We start from the raw sequence: 20,200 nt of genomic DNA, 5'->3' as shown, positions 1-20,200 counted from the left end.
GATTGGCCGAGTGTTCAGCAGGCCTTTTGCCAAGAACACTCCAGCTCCGGCTCAACAGTGCCGACACGCTGGTGATTCGGCGTGATGGTCGGCACATCCGTACCCTCCGACCAGGACGCGAGCGTGACCGCAACGGCGTCCTCGATCGGCCGCGGACTGGCGATGAAGTTGTTGGAGACAAAGGCGAAAACCAGCTTCCGGCCGTCGGCGTTCGTCACGTATCCGGACAGCGCCGTCACGCCGGTGAGGGTGCCGGTCTTCGCGTGCACGTTGTTCGCCGCGGCCGTTCCGCGCATCCGGTTGCGCAGGGTGCCACCGACCATGCGATCCGGGTTGCCCGCGATCGGCATCGACGCGTACCAAGTGGCGAACCATGGCTCGCGGCCGGCGGCCACCAGCAGGTCGCTGATGCCGTCCGCGGTCACGTTGGTCATCCGCGAAAGACCCGAGCCGTCCGCGAACCGCATCGCCGGTACGTCAACCCCGGCAGTCTTGGCGTAGTCGAGAACCACGGCCAGTCCGTCATCCCAACTGCCGTTGCCCATCGTCTTCACCAACGCCTCGGCGTGCATGTTGTTCGACAACTTCATGAACGGTGTCATCAACTCGGCAACGGTCATCGACTCGTCCCGCGCCAACCGTCGCGTTACCGCCGGAGTGGTTCCGGTGCGCAGCTTGCCGAGCACCTTCACGCCCTCGGCCGCGAGCGCGCGGCGGAAAACGTCGGCCGCGTAGTTGGCCGGCTCCCAAACCGTCACCCAGTCCTGGCCGCCGGTGTCGTCCGCCGGAATCGACCCGGTGATCCGTACGACGTTGGTGCCGTGATCCCGCTCGATACTCAAGGTGTACGGCGAACCGGCCGCTCCGGTCGTCGACGTGTTGACCAGCTGCACGGCGCTCGTCTGCGGCACAACCTTCAGCTGTGCGGGTGCGCCGACAGTCGCGCCGGGAAGACTCTCGACGATCACTGTGCCCGAGTCGTAGTCCGTGTCCGGTGCAACCGTCAGTGCGGACGTCTGGGCGGAGTAGTAGTAGGACTCGTTATCCCAGGACCAGCCGTTCCCGAGCCGGCGATTGTCGAAGAAGGTGTCGTCGGCAACCAGATCCCCAACCACCTGGCGAATCCCGGTAGCGGCCACTTGACGCGCCAGTGCCCGGTAGTCCGCCTCAAGGCTCGTGGGGTCGCCGTACCCCTTCAGGTAGAGCGGACCGGCCAGTGTGCCGCCGTACGTCTTGCCTGTGGTCAGGACGTCCGTGTGGAAACGGTAGTCCGGCCCCAGCGTCTCTAGCGCCGCTGCCGACGTGAACAGCTTGGCGTTGGAGGCGGGCATCAGGCGGTTGATTCCGTTCCGGTCGTACAAGACTTCGCCAGTGGTCGCGTCCCGTACTACTAAGGCCGCCTGCGACCCCTGGTACCTACTGTCGGCCAGTAACCCGTCCAGCCGCTGCTGGAGGTCTGACGAACCTGTGGATGCAGTAACTCCACTGACCGCCCCTACCGCGATCAAGACGGCCACACCTACATGACGGCGAAAGAATCTCACGGCTACTCCTAAAACTCGGGCGGAAACCAACTCAACACCCAACAGCCCGCCCAGTCCAGCGATCGACCCCGTTGCGCTTCGGCCGGACGGGGTTGCCAGAATCCCTGGGGTGTCTGTGAACAGGAATCCCGAGGCTGTCGCTGTCAGCGTCCATCGGCCGGACGACTTCGATGAGTTCTGGGCGGCGGGTCTCGCCGAGATGGCCTCGCATCCGCTGGACGCCATGGTCACCGAGGTGCCGCACCGGTCGACGTCGAGCGTCAGGGCCTTCGACGTCAGCTACACGTCGTACCAAGGTCTTCGCGTCTCCGCCTGGTATGCCACTCCTCGTGAGGGCGGCCCGTATCCGGCGCTGGTGACGATCCCCGGCTACATCTCCGAGCCGGTGATCCCCAAATACTGGGCCTCGCGCGGTTACGCCGTTCTAGAGGTCGCCTCTCGCGGCAAGCTCCGGTCCAACGACGTCTTCAATCCCGGCTATCCCGGTCTGCTCACGCACAACATCGTCGACCGCGAGACGTACGGCTATCGCGGCTTCTACCTGGACGTCGTCCGCGCCCTCGACGTACTGCTCGACCGCCCAGAGGTCGACCCGGCCCGCATCGGCATCCAAGGTCACAGCCAAGGCGGCGGCCTCGGCCTGATCGCGGCCGCCCTCCGGCCGGAGGTGGTCGCCTGCCTATCAACCGGCGCGCCCTACCTCTGCGGAATCACGACGGCTCCGACGTTGACCAGGTCCTATCCATACGAAGAAATCACCGAATACCTCCGCGAGCACCCCGACGACCAGCAGCGGATCGCCGACGCGATGGCCTATTACGACGGCATCAACTTCGCGCCGTTGGTCCAAGCGCCGACTCTGATGCACCTCGGCCTTCAGGACGACGTCTGCCCGCCGGAAACCGGCTTCGCTGTGTATCGCGCGCTTAGGGCGGAGAAGCAGCTCCACACCTTCGCGAACTCCGCCCACGAGGCCGGCCTTCCCGGCGTGCTGCCGACGATCGGCGAGTTTCTCGCCCAATACCTGCGACCCTCTGACGGAGAACGCCGATGACCTACTGGCAAGCAATCGACGACGAGCTGGCGCGAGTCTCCGCTGAGCCCGCCCTGGAACTCGTCCCAAGCCGCACGACTGTCGAGTCCACCTTCTACGAGGTACGTCTGACCAGCATTGGGCCGTACCGGATCTTCGCGACCCTCAGCATCCCCAGCGGCCCGGGTCGATTCCCGGCACTCCTGGAAACCCCGCGCTACGGCAGCGTCAACTACCTCCCACACGCTCACGACCGTAGCCGGTACGTCGTACTCGCCGTGAGCCATCGCGGTCAGCGCCGGGCCGACGACGGATTCGCGGCCGCCTATCCCGGTCTGCTGACGCACGGCATCGAGGACCCCGCGACGTACGTCTATCGCGGCATCGTCGCCGACTGCCTGCGCGCGGGCGAGTTCCTGCTCGGGCTCGACGCGGTCGACCGTTCGCGTGTCGGGGTTAGCGGCGACGACCTGGCGCTGCTCACGGCCGCGCGACGTCCCGGGTTCAGCGCGGTGCGGGTTCGCGATCTCCTGCTCTACCGGGCGATGGAGGCTCGCGAGGCTGGCGTTTACCCGCACGAGGAGTTGAACGACCAGCTTCGAGCAGGTGCCGACGAGATCCTCATGAGCGCGACCCTCGAGCACTTCGATGCGAGGGCGCACGCGGTCGAGGCCGACGTACTGCTGGCGACGCCCGACCCGGCCTGGGTCTCGTCGCTCACTGCCGTGCTGCCCAAGTCCGAGGTCTACCACCTGACCGACGACGACGGCACGGACCAGGACGCGTGGGACGCCTGGCTGGCCCACCGCCTCGGCGTACCGGCAATGCCTCGCTTCAGCTAGTCGCGATTCCAGGAGGCTCGAAGGGTTTCGGCGCGGATAAGGTTTTTCTGCATGGCTGGAATTCGGCGCGGAATCAGCGATGAGTCGTTCGCGGGCCGAGGCGGAATCCGGACGCATCAACAATTGCGTCATCCGCAACATGTTGGTTGTCAACGGCAACAATGCTGGTTGGGTCAGCTATCCGGCGGCCCGCTGGGACGGCTGGGCCGAGGCGACGGTGAATGTCACCTTACGTGCGGGGGGCGAATTCGATACTCCTCGGTGAGGGCACTCTTTATGCCGAACTCGACTATGTGGAAATCCAGTGAATTTGGAACGGTGACCAGAACTGTCGGCGGCACCTCGTACTCTCGATAGCAGTGCCGGGACATCTGCCAACGGGGAGCCATGCCGAAACTAGACGAGAAGCCGCGGCGACAGCCCGCGCGCCGACCGAAACGGCTGAGACCGCGCCGCCCTTGGTGGTGGCGCGGTCTCGCAGGTCTGCAGTCCATGCTGACCGGTGGGCTGGCGTCTCTGATCGTGCTGGCGCTGACGTTCTGGATCCTGCCCCAGGTCAGTAGCGACGGCGCCCTGCCGCTGATCCGGCTGGTGGTCATTTTTGCGGTGATCGGCCTGTTGATGCGCTGGGTGCTGACCGGGGTCGCGATGCTGATCGGCTCGGTCGGCGTGCTGATCGGCGGCATGCTGTCGCAGTTCGTGGTGGTCTTTTTCGGCATCCGGCTCGATCCGGGGATCCGGTTCAGCGGTGGCGGTGTCGAGGTGCCGTTCGTGGTTTCGGTGGTGATGTCGTCGATCAGCGCCCTGGTCGCCTGGATCGCGTATGCCGGGAGTGATGACGCCTATCTGAAGGAGATGCTGCGCACTGTGCGGCGGTCGGCCCGGCGAATACCGCCCGCTCCGCGTACCGGCCTGCTCATCATCCAGTTGGACGGTCTGTCCGCTCCGCTGCTGAACTGGATGGTCATGTCGGGGAATCTGCCGCATCTGGGCGGCTGGATCCGGACCGGCAGTCACTCGCTGGTGCCCTGGCATACCGGGATCCCGTCCACCACGCCCGCCAGCCAGGCGGGCATTTTGCATCGCGGTTCCGGGCAGATCCCGGCCTTCCGGTGGTACGAGAAGGAGTCCGGCCGGATCATCGTGACCAACCGGCCCCGGGATGCGGCCGATATCGAGGAGCGGATGAGCGACGGCCGCGGTCTGCTGGCCGATGGCGGTGCGAGCATCAGCAACGTCTTCTCCGGCGACGCGCCGACCTCGCTGCTCACGTTCAGCAAGGCCGCCCTGCCGAACGGGCGTACGCGTGGGTACGTCTCGTTCTTCTCGAGTCCGCAGGGTTTCGCCCGTGGGCTGGTGCTGACCATCGCGGAGATGGTGAAGGAGTTGCATCAGGCCCGACGGCAGAAACGGCTGAAGATCTCGCCGCGGGTGCACCGCGGCGGGGCGTACGTGGTGTTGCGGGCGGTCAGCAACGTGCTGCTGCGCGACCTGAACGTTTCGCTCATCACCGAGCAGCTGGTCAAGGGCACGCCGGTGATCTACTGCGACTTCATCGACTACGACGAGGTCGCGCACCACGCCGGCCCGACCAGGCCGGAGGCGCTGCAGGCCCTCGAGGGGCTCGACCGGGTTGTCGGCGGGCTGCAGGGCATCATCGACATGCTCCCGCACGACTACGAGATCGTCATTTTGTCCGATCACGGTCAGAGTCAGGGCGCGACCTTCCAGCAGCGGTACGGCCGGACGCTCACGAACGTGGTGGACGAGCTGCTCGAGGGCAGCGTCGAGCCGGTCGGCGCGACCAGTCGGGCGGAGGACTGGGGCCCGGTCAACGGCTTCCTCACCGAGCTCATCATGCGCCGTTCGGTGGCCGGTTCGGTCACCAGGCGTGCGTTGCGCGGTAATGCGGCCGACGGTCATGTCGAGCTCGGGCCGGCCGAGTGCGAGGGGCGGCTGCCGGGCGACGCCCGGGCCGTCGATGACCAGGCTGTGGTGATCGCGTCGGGGAATCTTGCGATGGTGTATCTCGCGGACCGGCCGGGGCGCATCCCGATGGAGGAGCTCGACGATCTGCATCCGCGACTCGTGCCGGGGCTGGCGCAACACCCGGGTGTCGGGTTCGTCGTGGTCGACACGGTGGTCGACGGACCGGTCGCGATCGGCCGTGCCGGGGTGCACGTGCTGCAATCGGGCCGCGTCGAGGGGACGGATCCGCTCGCGGTGTACGACGACCCGGAGCTGGTGCCGTCGTTGCTGAAGCAGTCGGCGATTCCGCACGTCGGGGATGTGGTCGTGGTCAGCAGGATGGACAGCTATACGCACGAGGTGGCCGCGTTCGAGGAGTTGGTGGGGTGTCACGGCGGTGTGGGTGGTTGGCAGACCCAGGCCGTGTTGGTGCACCCGAGCCGCTGGACGATCGACAAGCCGTTGGTTGGCTCCGACGCCGTGCATGAGGTGCTCGTCGGCTGGTTGGAGGAGCTCGGCCAACGGGTCGACCCGACGGCTGCCGGTGTTCCGGCCGAGCCTGCTGCTGTGCCGGTGGCGGTTTCGGAGGTGGCGCGGTGAAGGTGACCTGGTGGGGCCACGCGACCACGACCATCGACATGCACGGCACACGCCTGCTGACTGATCCCGTGCTGACCTATCGGCTCGCGCATTTGCGGCGTCGGCGCGGGCCGGTGCCGGGGCCGGAGGCGGGTCATTGCGATGCCGTGCTCATCTCGCACTTGCATTCGGACCACCTGCACCTGACTTCGTTGCGACTCGTTTCACCGAAGGCGATCTTCATCGTGCCGCGCGGTGCCGCCCGGTTGATCCGCCAGCAATGCGGAACGTCGTACGGCGATCGCTGCGTCGAGGTCACACCGGGGGAGAAGGTGCGGATCAACGAGGTCGACGTCACGGCCGTGCCCGCGCATCACGACGGTCGGCGCGGACCGTGGACGCCGGTGCGCGCACAGCCCGTCGGGTATCGCATCGACAGCAGTTCGCCGAGTGTGTGGTTCGCGGGGGATACGGATTTGTTCGACGAGCTTGGGAGTCAGGTCGGGCCGGTCGATCTGGCCTTGGTCCCGGTCGGTGGTTGGGGGCCGAACCTTGGGCCCGGGCATCTCGATCCGATCCGCGCGGCCGAGGCGGTACGACGGGTGCGCGCGCGGGCTGCCATTCCGGTCCATTTCGGCACGTTCTGGCCGGTGGGATGCGATTGGCTCCGCCAGGAGTTGTTCCTACCGCCGGGCGAGCGGTTTGTTTCGGCGATGACCGCGGCGGATCCGCAGGTGCGGGTCGACCTGTTGGCGCCGGGGGATACCACGGAGGTGTTGCACGCGTGACTGGCTCGTTCGACCTTTTGTACCTGTTCGCGCTCGCGGGTGCGGTCTTTCTCGGCGCTGTGCTGCCGGTTGTGCCTACTGGTGCCGCGGTGTCGGCGGCTGCGGTGCTGGCGATGCACTCCGAGCCGATCGGCCTGGTGGGGGTGTTGATCGCGGGTGCGGGTGGTGCGTATCTGGGCGACCTGGTCATGTACGCCGCGTGCCGCGCGGGCGGCGAACGCCTGGCCCGCCGAGTCGGCTGGCTCCGCAACAGCACGTCTCTTGCTGCGCTCCGCGAACGCCTAGCCGAACACGAAGTCAGCGTGCTCCTAACGTCCCGCCTAGTCCCCGGCGGCCGCGTCCCCGTCCTCCTGTCGGCCGGTCTCGCGGGCTACCCCTGGCAACGCTTCGCCATCGTCGACCTCTCGGCCTCGATCCTCTGGTCAGCCGTCTACATGGCCATCGGCCTCCTAGGCTCCGCCCTCTTCAAAGACCCCTGGGAAGGCATCATCGCCGCCATCCTCCTAGTACTCCTCACCACCCTGGCCAGCACCTACCTCCAATCCCGCCGCCGCCCCACCACCACCCCCACCCCGGCAGAGGCCCCCGCCGAAGCCAACTAACCCGCCCGTCACCACCGACGCATCATCAGGCGGGCAACGCCCCCGGGCCGGCCACGAAGCGCGGATCGTCAGGCGGCGACGCCACTGCGCCGGCCAGCAAGGGCGGATCATGATGAAGGTCGTGCAGTGACGGCACCATCACCGGTTGGTCGCCCATCGGTGCATGGAGTGGTGCCGGGCCTAGGGGCCGAGGGTGGTGGTGCGGAGGGCGGTTATGGCGGGGGTGGGGCCGTCGTAGGTGGCGTGGGCTACGGGGGCTCGGCCGTAGCAGAGGAGGAGTAGTTCGGAGGGGTCGGCCGTTACCGTGACGGAGCCGGCGGCCGTGGGTTTGTGGGCGATGACCTCAGCGCCATCCGGCCGGCGGAGGATTAGGCCGGTGGGGGAGTTGCGGACCAACGGGCGCACGCTTAAACGCAACTGGCCCCAGATTTCGTTCTGGTGGGCCGGTTCCAGCTCGCGCGGTTCGGCTTCAGCGTCGACTCGGCGTACGTCCTCGTGATGGACGAAATACTCGATGACGTTCAGCTTCGCCCCAAGCACCGGGAGGGAGTAGATCGAGAAGGTCGGCGGCCCGTTCCGCACCTTGTCGACCAACTCGGTGAAGCTCCAGCGCGCCTTGACCTGGGCTGAACGCTTCGCCGTCGTCTCCGCCAGCACCGAGATCATGATCCCGGGCCCGGCGACCGGATCTGCCTCCCGGACATACAGATGAACGGCCAGATCGTGAGTCGTCCATCCCTCGCACAAGGTCGGCTGATCCGGACCCACCTGATCGAGGAGGTCACAGAGCGCACGTCGTTCTGTCCGGCTGTAGTCAGTCACAAACCAAATCGTAGTTGTCGGTGGGTGGTGGCAGAATGTCGATCGTTGTCAGTTTCGAGTGACTCATTCACCCCTGACTCACTCCACAGCCTGACTCACTCGAGCCTGACCTGTTTGATCGTTCATTCGAACCAAGGAGCGCCTGATCGTGCGGCCACCGACCGTCCCTGCCTCGGGGAGCGTGACCCGGCGTGGGTTAGCGGTCCTGCGGGTCGCCATCTACGAAGAGCCCTGGGTCTTCGCGTTCTCGGTCACGGCCAGCGTGCTGTACGGCGCGATGACCGTGGCGGACGGCTGGGCCCTCGGCTGGGCGACGGATCACGTCATCCGGCCGGCCTTCGAGCGCGGTGACACCACCACGGGCGCGCTGCTCTCGCTGGTGGCGCTGTTCATGGGTATCGCGATCCTGCGCGCGATCGGCGTGGTCGGCCGCCGGATCGGCGCCGGCGTCATGCAATACCGCCTGCAAGCGACGTACCGCCGCCGCGTCACCCGGCAGTACCTGAAGCTTCCGCTCGAGTGGCACCACCGCAACCCGACCGGCCAACTGCTCTCCAACGCGAATGCCGATGTCGAGTCGATCTGGTTCGTGATCGCGCCGCTGCCGATGGCGGTCGGCGTGATCGCGATGCTGGCCTTCGCGACGGTGGCGATGTTCGCGGCCGATCCGATTCTGGCCCTGGTCGGCTGCCTGGTCTTCCCGCTCGTCTTCCTGGCCAACGTGATCTTCCAGCGCACGCTGCAGCCGCTCGCGACTCGTGCCCAGCAGCTCCGGGCCGACGTGTCCGAGGTGGCGCACGAGTCGTTCGACGGCGCGCTGGTGGTGAAGACGCTCGGCCGCGAGGCCGCTGAGACCGAGCGCTTCCGCAAGCCGACCGAGGCGCTGCGCGAGGCGAACGTCGCGGTGATGAAGGCGCGCGGCATGTTCGACCCGTTCATCGAGGGGCTGCCGCGAGTCGGCGTGCTGGCGGTGCTGCTGGTCGGCGTCGGCCGGGTTCGCAGCGGCGCGGCTGATGCCGGTGACGTGGTCCAGGTCGCCTTCTTGTTCACGCTGATCGGCTTCCCGATCCGGGCCCTCGGCTGGGTGCTGGGCGAGCTTCCGCGCAGCGTCGTCGGCTGGGACCGGGTGCAGCGGGTGCTGACCGCGACCGGCGGCATGGAGTACGGCGACCAGCACCTGCCGAAGTCCGGCGCCGCCCGCCTTCGCGTCGACAAACTCCGCTTCGGCTATCTGCCCGACCGGGATGTGCTCGCGGGCGTCGAGTTCGACCTCGATCCGGGCAAGACCGTGGCCGTGGTCGGCCCGACCGGCTCCGGCAAATCCACCCTGACCACCTTGCTCACGCGTCTGGTCGATCCGGACGAGGGCGCGGTGCTGGTCGACGGCGTGGACGTTCGCGACCTGGCCCGGGACGAGCTGGCCGGCTCGATCTCGATGGTCGGTCAGACCGCCTTCCTGTTCGACGACTCGATCCGCGGCAACATCACGCTCGGCCATGAGTTCAGCGATGAGGACATCTGGGGCGCGTTGCGCATCGCCCAGGCGGACGGCTTCGTGAAGTCCCTGCCGGACGGCCTCGACACCACCGTCGGCGAGCGCGGTACGACGCTGTCGGGCGGTCAGCGGCAGCGCATCGCGTTGGCCCGGGCCCTGGTCCGACGCCCGCGCCTGCTGATCCTGGACGACGCGACGAGCGCGATCGACCCGGCCGTCGAAGCCCGGATCCTCGCCGGCCTCCGGGGCGCCGTACAAACTGACACCCAAGCTGACACCACCGTGCTGGTGATCGCGTATCGCAAGGCCACGATCGGCCTGGCCGACGAGGTGTTGTTCATGGCGGACGGCTTGATCGCGGATCAGGGCACGCATACCGAGCTGCAGCAGCGCTCCGCGGCGTACCGGGATCTTGTCGACGCCTACGAGAAGGACGCCGCCCGGCGTGAGGAAGAGGCGGCCAAGGCCGTCGAAGAAGAGGCCGCCCGGGTGGAAGCCGCCCGCGCCGATGACGAGGAGGAGTCGGCATGAGCGCCGCCCCGCACGAGGCGAGCCGGGTCGATGCCGGCGACGCGGCCGGCGGTTTCGCGACCCTGCGCCAGGGCCTGCGCATCTCGCCCGAGCTCTCCGAGGGCTGGTGGATCACCGGTCTGCTCGCCCTGTTGATGACGGCCGGCCGGATCGTCATCCCGATCGCCGTCCAGAAGTCGATCGACAACGGCCTGTCCGGCCCCGGCGGTCCCGACCTGTCGTACGTCGCGTGGATGTGCCTGGCGTGTTTTGGTGGCGTGCTGGTGACGGGCTACGCGTCGTACCTGACGACCGTCCGCCTCGCGCGCAACTCCGAGCGTGGTCTGGCCACCCTGCGGATCAAGGCCTTCCGGCACGTGCACGACCTGCCGGTGCTCACGCAGAACACAGAGCGCCGCGGCGCCCTGGTCAGCCGGGTGACGTCCGACGTGGACACGGTGTCGCAGTTCCTGCAGTTCGGCGGGTTCATGTTCCTGGTCAGCATCGGGCAGATGCTGCTGGCGACGGTCGTGATGTTCGTCTACTCCTGGCAGTTGGCCCTGGTGGTGCTGCTCTGCTTCGCGCCGCTGTTCGCCAGCCTGAACTACCTACAGAAGCTGATGTCCAAGGCGTACGGCGTGGTCCGGGCGAAGGTCGGCGAGATGCTGTCCGCGGTCGCCGAGCCCGTCGTCGGCGCCCAGGTCGTCCGGTCGTACGCGATCGAGCGCCGGACCCAGGACCGGATCGACACCTCGATCGAGGCCTACCGCAAGACCGCGACGAAGGCGCAGACCCTGACCGGTGTGACGTTCTCCATCGGCGGTATCGCGGCCGGCCTGGCGAACGCGGGTGTGCTCGTCGCGGGCGTGCTGCTCGGTGTCGACAAGCAGGTCACGATCGGCGAGGTGCTGGCCTTCATGTTCCTGGTGGCGCTCTTCTCGGATCCGGTCCAGCTCGCCACCCAAGTGCTGACCGACGCGCAGAGCGCCTTCGCCGGCTGGCGTCGCGTGCTGGGCGTCATCGCGACCCCGGCCGACGTGGTCGACCCGGGCGAATCCGGCGTACACCAGGGGCGTGGGCCGGTGACGGTCCAGTTCGTCGGCGTCGACTTCGGGTATCCCGAGGGCGACCTGGTGTTGCGCGACGTCGACGTACGGATCGCGCCGCATCAGCGGATCGCGGTCGTGGGGGAGACGGGCTCGGGTAAGACCACGTTCGCCAAACTGCTGACCCGGTTGATGGACCCGACCGACGGCGAGGTGTTGCTGGACGGCGTCGACGCCCGGCAGATCGCGTTCGCGTCGTTGCGCGAGCGGGTGGTGATGGTCCCACAGGACGGGTATCTCTTCGACGCGTCGCTCGGCGAGAACGTGCGCTTCGGCCGTCCGGAGGTGACGGATGAGCAACTGCTCGCCGCCTTCGCGGACCTCGGCCTCGGCGATTGGCTCGACTCGCTGCCGGACGGGCTCGACTCGCCGGTCGGCCAGCGCGGCGAATCCTTGTCCGCCGGGGAGCGTCAGCTCGTCGCCCTGGTCCGCGCGAATATCGCCGACCCGGATCTGCTCGTGCTCGACGAGGCCACCTCAGCCGTCGACCCTGGCACGGAGATGCGGATCAACGCGGCGCTGGAGCGACTGATGACGGGTCGTACGTCGGTCACGATCGCCCACCGGATGTCGACCGCCGAGGCCGCCGACCAGATCCTGGTGTTCGACGAGGGCCGGATCGTGGAGCGGGGTGCCCACGCCGAGCTGGTCGCGGCCGGTGGGGTCTACGCCGGGCTGCACACCAGCTGGATCGCCCAACGCGACGCCGGCTGAGACGGTTTGTTTAGGGCCGGGATCGAGGGGCACGGGGGTGCTTCACCGTAATCGATACGAGGAGTTACTCGTGCTTACCCTGACGGAGAACGCCACCCTGGTCATCAAGAGCATCACCGGCGTGGAGAGCGCGCCGGATGGCGCGGGGGTCCGGATCTCCCAGGAGAGTCCGGCCAGCCCGGCACTCGCCATCACCACCACCGAGGCTCCGCTGCCGGGAGACCAGGTAGTGGAAGAGGGCGGCGCCAGGGTCTTCCTGGAAGAACTCGCCGCCAAGACCCTCGACGACAAGGTCCTCGACGCCAACGTGGACGAGTCGGGCGGGGTCGAGTTCCTGCTGGTGCCGCAGCCCGCCGCGGGCCGCGAGAACGGTAGCGGCCCCGCCTAGTAACCCGGTAACGCCCGATCAGCCTTGCGTAGCCAACGCAAGGTTTTTCGGGCGTTCCAGTCCTATTGCGGGAGCCTGCGGGCGGCGCGGATTTCAGGCTGCAGACTGAAACCGGCGGACTGATAAGTGGCGACGGCGCCGGTGTTGAAGCTCGGCGTGTGGACGACGGCCTCGGACGCACCGAGCTCGCGGAGGGCCGCCGCGGCCGCGAGCGTGATGGCCTGGCCGTAGCCGACGCCGCGGAATTCCCGGTGTACGCCCATCGGCTCGAGGATGCCGGGACGACCTGCGCCCGCCGACCACACCGTCACCGCGGCGACCGCATGACCCGCGCCATCACGCCCGAGGAGACAACGGCCATCCCGGTACGGCGTACCAGCGGCCATCTCGTGCCACCGCTCATCCGTGAACGTCGAGCCATCGAACGCCGCCCGCTGCACCGCCGTACGCTCCGCAGCCGTCTCGGCCGTGACCACCTCGACCGTCAGACCCGAGTCCTCCACCGGCGCCGCGAGATCCCGGATGAGCGGCTGCCACGCGTCATCCAGGCCCCAGCCGTCGAGCGCGAGCAGGATGCCCCGCACGGCCGCGCCTTCGGGCGCATCGACGAACGCCTCACCCGGAGTCACCACCCGCGCCGAGTCGGCCGCGAGGGCTTCGGCCAGTACGGCATCAGCCCGGAAGTCCGGGTCGATCGCGAGGCGCAGGTATTCCGGCTCGTCCAGCAGGCCGATCGCGCGCACCTGGCCGTCGTACCGCCAGACCCGCAGCGCGTCCGCCGTACGCCGCGCGCCGAACCGCCAGAACCAGCCGACGTCGCCGGAGTGCAGTTGCACCGGATCGCCCGTGCGCTGCCAGCCCGCCAGCACCTCGGAGAGCCCGGGCAGCTCGTCGACCCCCGGCGTACCGCACTCGATTGCCACGGGCTGATCAGGCATCGCGCAGGACCCGCAGGATGTTGCCGCCGGCCAGCTTGGCGAGATCCTCGTCCGACCAGTTCCGCTCGGCGAGGGCGTCGAAGAGCGCCGGGTACGTCGAGACGTCCGCCAAGCCGTCCGGGAAATCGGGACAGCCGTCGTAGTCGCCGCCGAGCCCGACGTGGTCGATCCCGGCCACCTCGCGGACGTGCTCGACGTGCCGGACGACTTCCGCGAGCGTGGCCGGCGGCGGCTCGACGCCGAACTGCTCGGTCAACGCCTGCATCGAGGTGGGGTTGTTCGGGTTGATGCCGAGGTCGACGGCCTTCGCGGTCATCTCCGCCACCCAGTCGACCAGGGTCTGCGAGACGAACATCGGCACGAACGTGACCATGCAGACGCCGCCGTTCGCGGTGAGCGTCGTCAGTACGTCGTCCGGCACGTTCCGCGGTACGTCGCACACCGCGCGGGCCGACGAATGGCTGAAGATGACGGGTTTGCGTGTCACGCGCAGGGCATGCCGCATCACGTCGGCCGAGACGTGCGAGAGGTCGACCAGCATGCCGAGGCGGTTCATCTCGGCGACGACCTCTTCACCGAATTCGCTCAGACCGCCGAGCACGGGCTCGTCGGTGGCGGAGTCGGCCCAGGGCACGTTGTCGTTGTGGGTGAGCGTCATGTACCGGACGCCGAGCGCGCGCATGATCCGCAGCACCCCGATCGACTCGTCGATCGAATGGCCGCCCTCCATCCCCATCAACGACGCCACCTTGCCCGCGCGGAACGCCGTCTCGACCTCGTCCGCCGTGGTGGCGAGCTGCAGTCGGTCCGGGTACCGCTCGACCATCCGGTGCACGAATTCGATCTGCTCGAGCGTGCGTCGTACCGCCTCGTGCTGCGGTTTCGGCGGCACCCACAACGACCAGAACTGCGCGCCGACCTGGCCCGCGGCCAACCTGGGCAGATCCGTGTTCAACCCCGGTACGTCCTCGCGCAGATCGACCTTGTCCAGGTCATACCCGCACAACTCGTACATCGCGATCGGCAAATCGTTATGCCCATCCACCAAGGGGTGATCCCGCAACAACCGCGCAACCCGCTCACTAGTCACCCGCGCATCCTTCCACGCCCCGTTCTTTGTCGTTCACTCGTCGCAATCCGCCCTCCAGCCCAGGGACCAGTACAGGTCAGCGGCGGGATGAGGGCGGATTGCGACGAATGAACGACCAAGAACTAGACCACTCGCGCACGACAAGGAAGGTGGCCGTGGGTGGGGTGAGACCCGGCGGGGTGGGGGAGACCTGGGATCGGGGACAATGGGCGGGTGATGTCTCCAGAGGGCTTGACCTTTGATGCCGCCGGGCTGATACCCGCCGTGATCCAGCAGTTCGACACGCGCGAGGTGCTGATGGTCGGCTGGATGGACGCGGAGGCCGTACGGCGCACCGCGGCGACCGGGCGGACCACGTTCTGGTCCCGCAGCCGGAACGAGTACTGGGTGAAGGGTGAGACCAGCGGGCATCGCCAGCACGTGAAGCAGGTGCTGGTGGACTGCGACGCGGACACCCTGCTGGTGCTGGTCGACCAGGAAGGCCCGGCCTGTCACACCGGCACCCGGAGCTGTTTCGAGCACGGCGAGATCAAGGTGAGCGCATGAGTGTCACGCCCGACCTGGAGACCTTCCGCGAGTACGCGAAGGACCGCCGCGTCATTCCCGTGATCAGGCGTCTGCTGGCTGACGCGGAGACGCCGATCGGCGTGTACGGCAAGCTCGCGGCCGAGCGCCAAGGCACGTTCCTGCTGGAGTCGGCCGAGCACGGCCTCTGGTCGCGGTACTCGTTCATCGGCGTGCGATCGGCCGCCACCCTGACCGAGCGCGACGGCCAGGCCTTCTGGACCGGCCACAAGCCCGTCGGCTTGCCCGAGACCGGCGACCCGCTGAAGGTCCTGCGCGAGACCCTCGAGGTCCTGCACACGCCGCGACTGCCGGGCCTGCCGCCGTTGACCGGTGGCATGGTCGGCTTCCTCGGGTACGACGCGGTCCGGCGGCTGGAGCGGTTGCCTGACACAACGACCGACGACCTCGGCCTGCCCGAGTTGACGTTCCTGCTGGCCACCGACCTGGCCGCGCTGGACCACGAGACCGGCGAGATCTGGCTGATCGCGAACGCCATCAACTGGGACGATTCCGACGAGCGGGTGGACGAGTCCTACGCGGACGCCGTCAGCCGGCTCGACGCGATGGAGGCCGATCTCGCCCAGCCCACCCCGTCGTTCGTCGTACACGCCGATCTCGATCGGCAGGCCGATCCGCGCAGGCAGCGGTCGAGCGCGGAGTATCGCGAGGCGGTGGAGCACGCGAAGGAGGAGATCCGCGCGGGCGAGGCGTTCCAGATCGTCGTATCGCAGCGGTTCGAGCTGGCCTCGACTGCGTCCGCGCTGGACGTCTACCGCGTCCTGCGCCGGTCGAACCCGAGCCCGTACATGTACCTCGTGCGCCTCGACGGGTTCGACATCGTCGGCTCCAGCCCCGAGGCGCTGGTCAAGGTCACCGGTAACAAGGTGATCCTGCATCCGATCGCCGGGACCAGGCCGCGTGGCGCCGACCCGGAAGCCGATCACGCGCTGGAGGAGGAGCTCAAGGCCGACGCCAAGGAGCGCGCCGAGCACCTGATGCTGGTCGACCTCGGCCGCAACGACGTCGGCCGGGTCTGCGCGCCCGGCACGGTCGAGGTGATCGACTTCATGGACGTACGGCGCTACAGCCACGTCATGCACCTGGAGTCGACCGTCACGGGCCGCCTGGCCGCCGACAAGACCTCGTTCGACGCGTTGTGCGCAGCCTTCCCGGCGGGCACGTTGTCCGGTGCGCCCAAGCCGCGCGCGATGGAGATCATCGACAAGCTCGAGGTCAGCCGGCGCGGCGTGTACGGCGGTGTCGTCGGCTATCTCGACTTCGCCGGTGACGTCGACACGGCCATCGCGATCCGTACGGCGGTGCTGCGCGGCGGAACGGCGTACGTGCAAGCGGGTGCGGGCATCGTCGCCGATTCCGACCCGGCCGCCGAGGACGCCGAATGCCGCAACAAGGCCGCCGCCGTGCTGAACGCGGTTGCGGTCGCCGGCACCTTTAACGCCATATGAAGCAACAGCGCGTCGTTGACCTCCTCGTACTCGTAGGAGCCGCTCTCCTCGTCCTGGCCGCCTATCTGACCTGGACCACGGCCGACCCCGGCAACGGCCGCGAGGCGGTAACCCTGGCGGGCAAGGACGTCACGAAGGCGCCGATCACGATCGCGCTGGCAGCCGTGGTGGCGCTGGTCGTCGTCCGGTTGGCCGGTACGGCGATGAGGCGGATCCTGGCCGGCCTGATCGCCGTACTCGGAGCCGCCGCGGTGCTGGTCGCGACCCAGGTCCGGCCGTCGGCCGAGGAGCTCGCGCGGTTACGTCCGGCGCTCAGCGAGGTGGTCACGGACCACGTCACGGTGACGACCGGAGCGGCGCCCTGGCCGGCCCTCGCCGGAGGTGTCGCGCTCATCGCTGCGGGCATGCTCGGAGTACTGACCGCACACCGTTGGCGCCGGCCGACGGCCCGTTATGAGAGGGATCCAGGCGGGACACCGGCCGATCAATGGAAGGCGATCGACGCGGGTGAGGACCCGACTCTCTGAACGAAGAGCACTACCGCCACAATAGGTGGGGACGACCACGAGGAGCAGGCCACGATGGACAAGGCAGCGGAGCAGACAGTGAGCACCCCGGCGACCCCGACCGAAGAAGTACACGACCATCACGGCAACACCCCAGCGGCGTGGACCGCCGTGACCATCGTGCTGATCGCGTTCACGCTCGGTGCGATCGCGATCGTGCTCGGACCGAACTGGGTGCTGTTCTGGGTCTCGGTCGCGCTGGCCGTTGTCGGCGCGCTGATCGGCAAGGTGCTGCAGCTGCTCGGCTTCGGCGCAAGTGAGCACTGAGGAACTGGGGACCAGATGAGCGTTCTCGACGAGATCATGGCCGGGGTCCGTGAGGACCTCGAGGAGCGTCAGGCGAAGGTCAGTCTCGATGACCTGAAGGCCCAGGCGCACCGGATGCCCGAAGCGATGGACCCGATGCCCGCCTTCCGGGGCGACGGCATCTCGATCATCGCCGAAGTCAAGCGGTCCAGCCCGTCCAAGGGCGCGCTGGCCGATATCGCCGACCCGGCCGCGTTGGCCGGGGAGTACGCCGCGGGCGGTGCCGCCGCGATCAGCGTGCTGACCGAAGGCCGGCGCTTCGGCGGCAGTCTGGAAGACCTCCGGCAGGTCCGCGGGCGCGTTGACGTGCCCGTGCTGCGCAAGGACTTCATCGTGTCCTCGTACCAGCTGTGGGAGGCGCGCGCGGCGGGTGCCGATATGGCCCTGCTGATCGCGGCCGCGCTGGAGCAGGAGGCGCTCGTCTCGCTGATCGAGCGAGCCGTCTCGATCGGGCTCACCCCGCTGGTCGAGGTGCACGACGAGGAGGAGACCCGGCGTGCGGTGGACGCCGGCGCGGTCCTGATCGGCGTGAACAACCGCAACCTGAAGACGCTCGACGTCGACCGCAGCACCTTCGGCCGGCTGGCCCCGCTGATCCCGTCGAACCTGGTCCGGGTGGCGGAGTCCGGTGTCCGTGGGCCGCATGATGTAATCGAATTCGCGCGCGCCGGGGCCGATGTCGTCCTCGTCGGTGAAACCCTGGTGACCGGCCGCGATCCCCGCGCCTCGGTCGCCGATCTCGTCGCTGCGGGATCGCACCCCGCCATCCAGCAGCGTCACTAAGACGACGTAGAGCCCCTGTTCCGCGAGCAGGGGCTCACTGGAAGGCGAACACACCATGACCGCTGTCTTGCCCGACGAGCTCGGGCACTTCGGCCGCTTCGGCGGCAGGTTCATGCCGGAGGCCTTGATCGGCCCCCTGGACGAGCTGACGCAGGCGTGGCAGGAGGCGATGGCCGACAAGGCCTTCACCGATGAGTTCGAGCGGATGCTGCGCGAGTACGCCGGCACCCCCAGCCTGCTGTACGACGCGACCCGGCTGTCCAAGATCGCCGGCGCCACGATCTGGCTGAAGCGCGAAGACCTCAACCACACGGGTGCGCACAAGGTCCGCAACGTGCTCGGCCAGGCGCTGCTCACCAAGCGGATGGGCAAGACTCGCGTCATCGCCGAGACCGGTGCTGGTCAGCATGGCGTGGCCACGGCGACCGCCTGTGCGTACATGGATCTCGAGTGCGTCGTCTACATGGGCGAGGTCGACACCGAGCGCCAGGCGCTGAACGTAGCCCGGATGAAGTTGCTCGGCGCAGAGGTCATCCCGGTCAAGACCGGTAGCCGTACGTTGAAGGACGCGATCAACGAGGCCCTGCGCGATTGGGTGGCCAGCGTCGACAACACCCACTACCTGCTCGGTACGGCGGCCGGCGGCCACCCGTTCCCGGCGATGGTCCGTGACTTCGTCCGCGGTATCGGTGACGAGGCGCGGGAGCAGTCGCTCGTGCAGTTCGGCAAGCTCCCGGACGCGGCCGTCGCCTGTGTGGGCGGTGGATCCAACGCGATCGGGCTGTTCGCCGCGTTCGTGCCGGACACCGAGGTCAAGCTGTACGGCATCGAGGCGGGCGGCGACGGGTACGAGACGGGCCGGCACGCCGCGACGATCACCGCGGGCCAGGTCGGCGTACTGCATGGCGCCCGGTCGTACCTGCTGCAGGACGACGACGGCCAGACCATCGAGTCGCACTCGATCTCGGCCGGCCTGGACTACCCGGGCGTCGGCCCGGAGCACGCCTGGCTCGCCGAGACCGGTCGCGCGTCGTACCGGCCGGTGACGGATGCCGCCGCGATGGATGCCTTCCGGCTGCTCGCGCGGACCGAGGGCATCATCCCGGCGATCGAGTCGGCGCACGCGATCGCCGGTGCGCTCGAGATCGCGAAGGAACTGGGGCCGGAGGCAACCATCTTGGTGAACCTCTCCGGTCGTGGGGACAAGGACATGGACACGGCCGGCGAATGGTTCGGCCTCATCGATGCAGAGGCGGCCAAGGCATGAGCGACATCGTTGCTTTGGGCAACGCCGGTACGGCGATCCGCAAGGCGAACGACGAGGGTCGCGCGGCCCTGGTGGGCTACCTGCCGGCCGGCTATCCGACGTACGACGGTGGTGTCGACGCGCTGAAGGCCATGGTCGACGGTGGTGTCGACGTGATCGAGATCGGCCTGCCGTACAGCGATCCCGTGATGGACGGCGTGGTCATCCAGCGCGCCAGCGAGCAGGCCCTTGCGAACGGCCTGCGGACCAAGGACGTGCTGCGTACGGTCGAGGCCGTCGCCGCCACCGGCGTCCCGACCCTCGTGATGACGTACTGGAACCCGATCGAGCGGTACGGCGCATTCGCTTTCGCGCGGGACCTCGCCGCCGCCGGGGGAGCGGGCCTGATCACGCCGGACCTGATCCCCGACGAGGACGCCGAGTGGATCGCCGCGGCCGACAAGGAGAACCTGGACAAGGTTTTCCTGGTCTCCCCGTCGTCCACGGACAAGCGGATCGCGCTCACCACCCAGGCCTGCCGTGGTTTCGTCTACGCCACGGCCGTGATGGGCGTCACGGGTGCCCGCGAATCGACGTCCGGCCTCGCGCCGACGCTGGTTGCGAGGGCCAAGGCAACGACCGGTCTCCCGGTGGGCGTCGGACTGGGTGTTTCCAACGCGGACCAGGCCTGCGCGATCGCGTCGTACGCCGATGCGGTGATCGTGGGCTCGGCCTTCGTGAAGGTACTGGAAGCCGGCGAAGGCCCGGCCGGTGTGCGTTCTCTCACGGAGAGCCTGGCGGAGGGTGTTCGCCGGGAACCCAGGGCCACGGCCGCACGTTAGACGCG

21 protein-coding genes are annotated in these 20,200 nt (G+C 68.2%); 16 read left to right on the top strand and 5 right to left on the bottom strand.

Features of this window, described 5'->3' with window-relative positions:
• Positions 1–14: 14 nt before the first annotated feature.
• Positions 15–1,544 carry a D-alanyl-D-alanine carboxypeptidase/D-alanyl-D-alanine endopeptidase gene (dacB, locus tag OG394_RS09990; RefSeq protein ID WP_328994827.1) on the bottom strand — a complete coding sequence of 510 codons (1,530 nt, stop codon included), beginning with the start codon at positions 1,542–1,544 and terminating at the stop codon, positions 15–17.
• Between the two features lie 109 nt (positions 1,545–1,653).
• Here dacB and OG394_RS09985 point away from each other — a divergent pair, with 109 nt between their 5' ends.
• From OG394_RS09985 to OG394_RS09960, 6 genes are all read left to right on the top strand, one after another.
• The gene (locus OG394_RS09985; RefSeq protein ID WP_328994826.1) at positions 1,654–2,598 is read left to right on the top strand and encodes an acetylxylan esterase; all 945 of its coding nucleotides are present in this window, start codon (positions 1,654–1,656) and stop codon (positions 2,596–2,598) included.
• Positions 2,595–3,419, top strand: a complete 825-nt coding sequence (locus OG394_RS09980) for an acetylxylan esterase (RefSeq protein WP_328994825.1) — start codon at positions 2,595–2,597, stop codon at positions 3,417–3,419. Before OG394_RS09985 ends, OG394_RS09980 begins: the two co-directional genes overlap by 4 nt.
• Before the next feature lie 79 nt (positions 3,420–3,498).
• Positions 3,499–3,684 carry a hypothetical protein gene (locus OG394_RS09975; RefSeq protein WP_328994824.1) on the top strand — a complete coding sequence of 62 codons (186 nt, stop codon included), beginning with the start codon at positions 3,499–3,501 and terminating at the stop codon, positions 3,682–3,684.
• A 227-nt stretch (positions 3,685–3,911) separates the two neighbouring features.
• Positions 3,912–5,987: an alkaline phosphatase family protein gene (locus OG394_RS09970; RefSeq protein ID WP_328994823.1), complete on the top strand. Its 2,076-nt coding sequence runs from the start codon at positions 3,912–3,914 to the stop codon at positions 5,985–5,987.
• Positions 5,984–6,754, top strand: coding sequence for an MBL fold metallo-hydrolase (locus tag OG394_RS09965; protein ID WP_328994822.1), 771 nt, complete (start codon positions 5,984–5,986; stop codon positions 6,752–6,754). The genes OG394_RS09970 and OG394_RS09965 overlap by 4 nt, the downstream gene beginning before the upstream one ends.
• Positions 6,751–7,356 (top strand): DedA family protein, encoded by a 606-nt coding sequence (locus OG394_RS09960; RefSeq protein ID WP_328994821.1) that lies wholly within the window; start codon positions 6,751–6,753, stop codon positions 7,354–7,356. The genes OG394_RS09965 and OG394_RS09960 overlap by 4 nt, the downstream gene beginning before the upstream one ends.
• A 25-nt stretch (positions 7,357–7,381) precedes the next feature.
• Here the strand turns inward: OG394_RS09960 and OG394_RS09955 are convergent, their stop codons facing one another.
• On the bottom strand, positions 7,382–7,513 hold the full coding sequence (locus tag OG394_RS09955) for a hypothetical protein (RefSeq protein ID WP_328994820.1): 132 nt from the start codon (positions 7,511–7,513) through the stop codon (positions 7,382–7,384).
• 23 nt (positions 7,514–7,536) lie between these two features.
• Positions 7,537–8,178, bottom strand: coding sequence for a TIGR03085 family metal-binding protein (locus OG394_RS09950; RefSeq protein WP_328994819.1), 642 nt, complete (start codon positions 8,176–8,178; stop codon positions 7,537–7,539).
• 148 nt (positions 8,179–8,326) lie between these two features.
• Between OG394_RS09950 and OG394_RS09945 the strand changes: the two genes are divergently transcribed.
• From OG394_RS09945 to OG394_RS09935, 3 genes are all read left to right on the top strand, one after another.
• Positions 8,327–10,204 (top strand): ABC transporter ATP-binding protein, encoded by a 1,878-nt coding sequence (locus OG394_RS09945; protein ID WP_328994818.1) that lies wholly within the window; start codon positions 8,327–8,329, stop codon positions 10,202–10,204.
• Positions 10,201–12,003: an ABC transporter ATP-binding protein gene (locus OG394_RS09940; RefSeq protein WP_328994817.1), complete on the top strand. Its 1,803-nt coding sequence runs from the start codon at positions 10,201–10,203 to the stop codon at positions 12,001–12,003. Before OG394_RS09945 ends, OG394_RS09940 begins: the two co-directional genes overlap by 4 nt.
• 70 nt (positions 12,004–12,073) lie before the next feature.
• Positions 12,074–12,391 carry a Fe-S cluster assembly protein HesB gene (locus OG394_RS09935; RefSeq protein ID WP_328994816.1) on the top strand — a complete coding sequence of 106 codons (318 nt, stop codon included), beginning with the start codon at positions 12,074–12,076 and terminating at the stop codon, positions 12,389–12,391.
• Between the two features lie 62 nt (positions 12,392–12,453).
• Here OG394_RS09935 and OG394_RS09930 read toward each other — a convergent pair whose 3' ends face one another.
• Complete coding sequence (locus OG394_RS09930) at positions 12,454–13,329, bottom strand: GNAT family N-acetyltransferase (RefSeq protein ID WP_328994815.1); 876 nt, start codon at positions 13,327–13,329, stop codon at positions 12,454–12,456.
• On the bottom strand, positions 13,322–14,419 hold the full coding sequence (locus OG394_RS09925; RefSeq protein WP_328994814.1) for a dipeptidase: 1,098 nt from the start codon (positions 14,417–14,419) through the stop codon (positions 13,322–13,324). The genes OG394_RS09930 and OG394_RS09925 overlap by 8 nt, the downstream gene beginning before the upstream one ends.
• A gap of 216 nt (positions 14,420–14,635) precedes the next feature.
• Here OG394_RS09925 and hisI point away from each other — a divergent pair, with 216 nt between their 5' ends.
• From hisI to trpA, 7 genes are read left to right on the top strand one after another with little or no spacing between them, the layout of a single operon-like run.
• Positions 14,636–14,965, top strand: coding sequence for a phosphoribosyl-AMP cyclohydrolase (gene hisI, locus OG394_RS09920; protein ID WP_328996821.1), 330 nt, complete (start codon positions 14,636–14,638; stop codon positions 14,963–14,965).
• Positions 14,962–16,452 (top strand): anthranilate synthase component I, encoded by a 1,491-nt coding sequence (locus OG394_RS09915; protein WP_328994813.1) that lies wholly within the window; start codon positions 14,962–14,964, stop codon positions 16,450–16,452. The genes hisI and OG394_RS09915 overlap by 4 nt, the downstream gene beginning before the upstream one ends.
• A complete protein-coding gene (locus OG394_RS09910) occupies positions 16,449–16,979 on the top strand; it encodes a Trp biosynthesis-associated membrane protein (protein ID WP_328994812.1) in 531 nt (176 codons plus the stop codon). Before OG394_RS09915 ends, OG394_RS09910 begins: the two co-directional genes overlap by 4 nt.
• A gap of 54 nt (positions 16,980–17,033) precedes the next feature.
• Positions 17,034–17,285, top strand: coding sequence for an HGxxPAAW family protein (locus OG394_RS09905; protein WP_328994811.1), 252 nt, complete (start codon positions 17,034–17,036; stop codon positions 17,283–17,285).
• A 15-nt stretch (positions 17,286–17,300) separates the two neighbouring features.
• Positions 17,301–18,107 (top strand): indole-3-glycerol phosphate synthase TrpC, encoded by an 807-nt coding sequence (trpC, locus tag OG394_RS09900; protein ID WP_328994810.1) that lies wholly within the window; start codon positions 17,301–17,303, stop codon positions 18,105–18,107.
• Between the two features lie 55 nt (positions 18,108–18,162).
• Positions 18,163–19,374 carry a tryptophan synthase subunit beta gene (gene trpB, locus OG394_RS09895; protein WP_328994809.1) on the top strand — a complete coding sequence of 404 codons (1,212 nt, stop codon included), beginning with the start codon at positions 18,163–18,165 and terminating at the stop codon, positions 19,372–19,374.
• Positions 19,371–20,195 carry a tryptophan synthase subunit alpha gene (gene trpA, locus OG394_RS09890; RefSeq protein ID WP_328994808.1) on the top strand — a complete coding sequence of 275 codons (825 nt, stop codon included), beginning with the start codon at positions 19,371–19,373 and terminating at the stop codon, positions 20,193–20,195. Before trpB ends, trpA begins: the two co-directional genes overlap by 4 nt.
• The last annotated feature ends 5 nt before the right edge of the window (positions 20,196–20,200 follow it).

Origin of the sequence: Kribbella sp. NBC_01245 (assembly GCF_036226525.1) — a bacterium.
Taxonomy (GTDB): domain Bacteria; phylum Actinomycetota; class Actinomycetes; order Propionibacteriales; family Kribbellaceae; genus Kribbella.
This window is presented reverse-complemented; position numbering and strand designations above follow the sequence as displayed.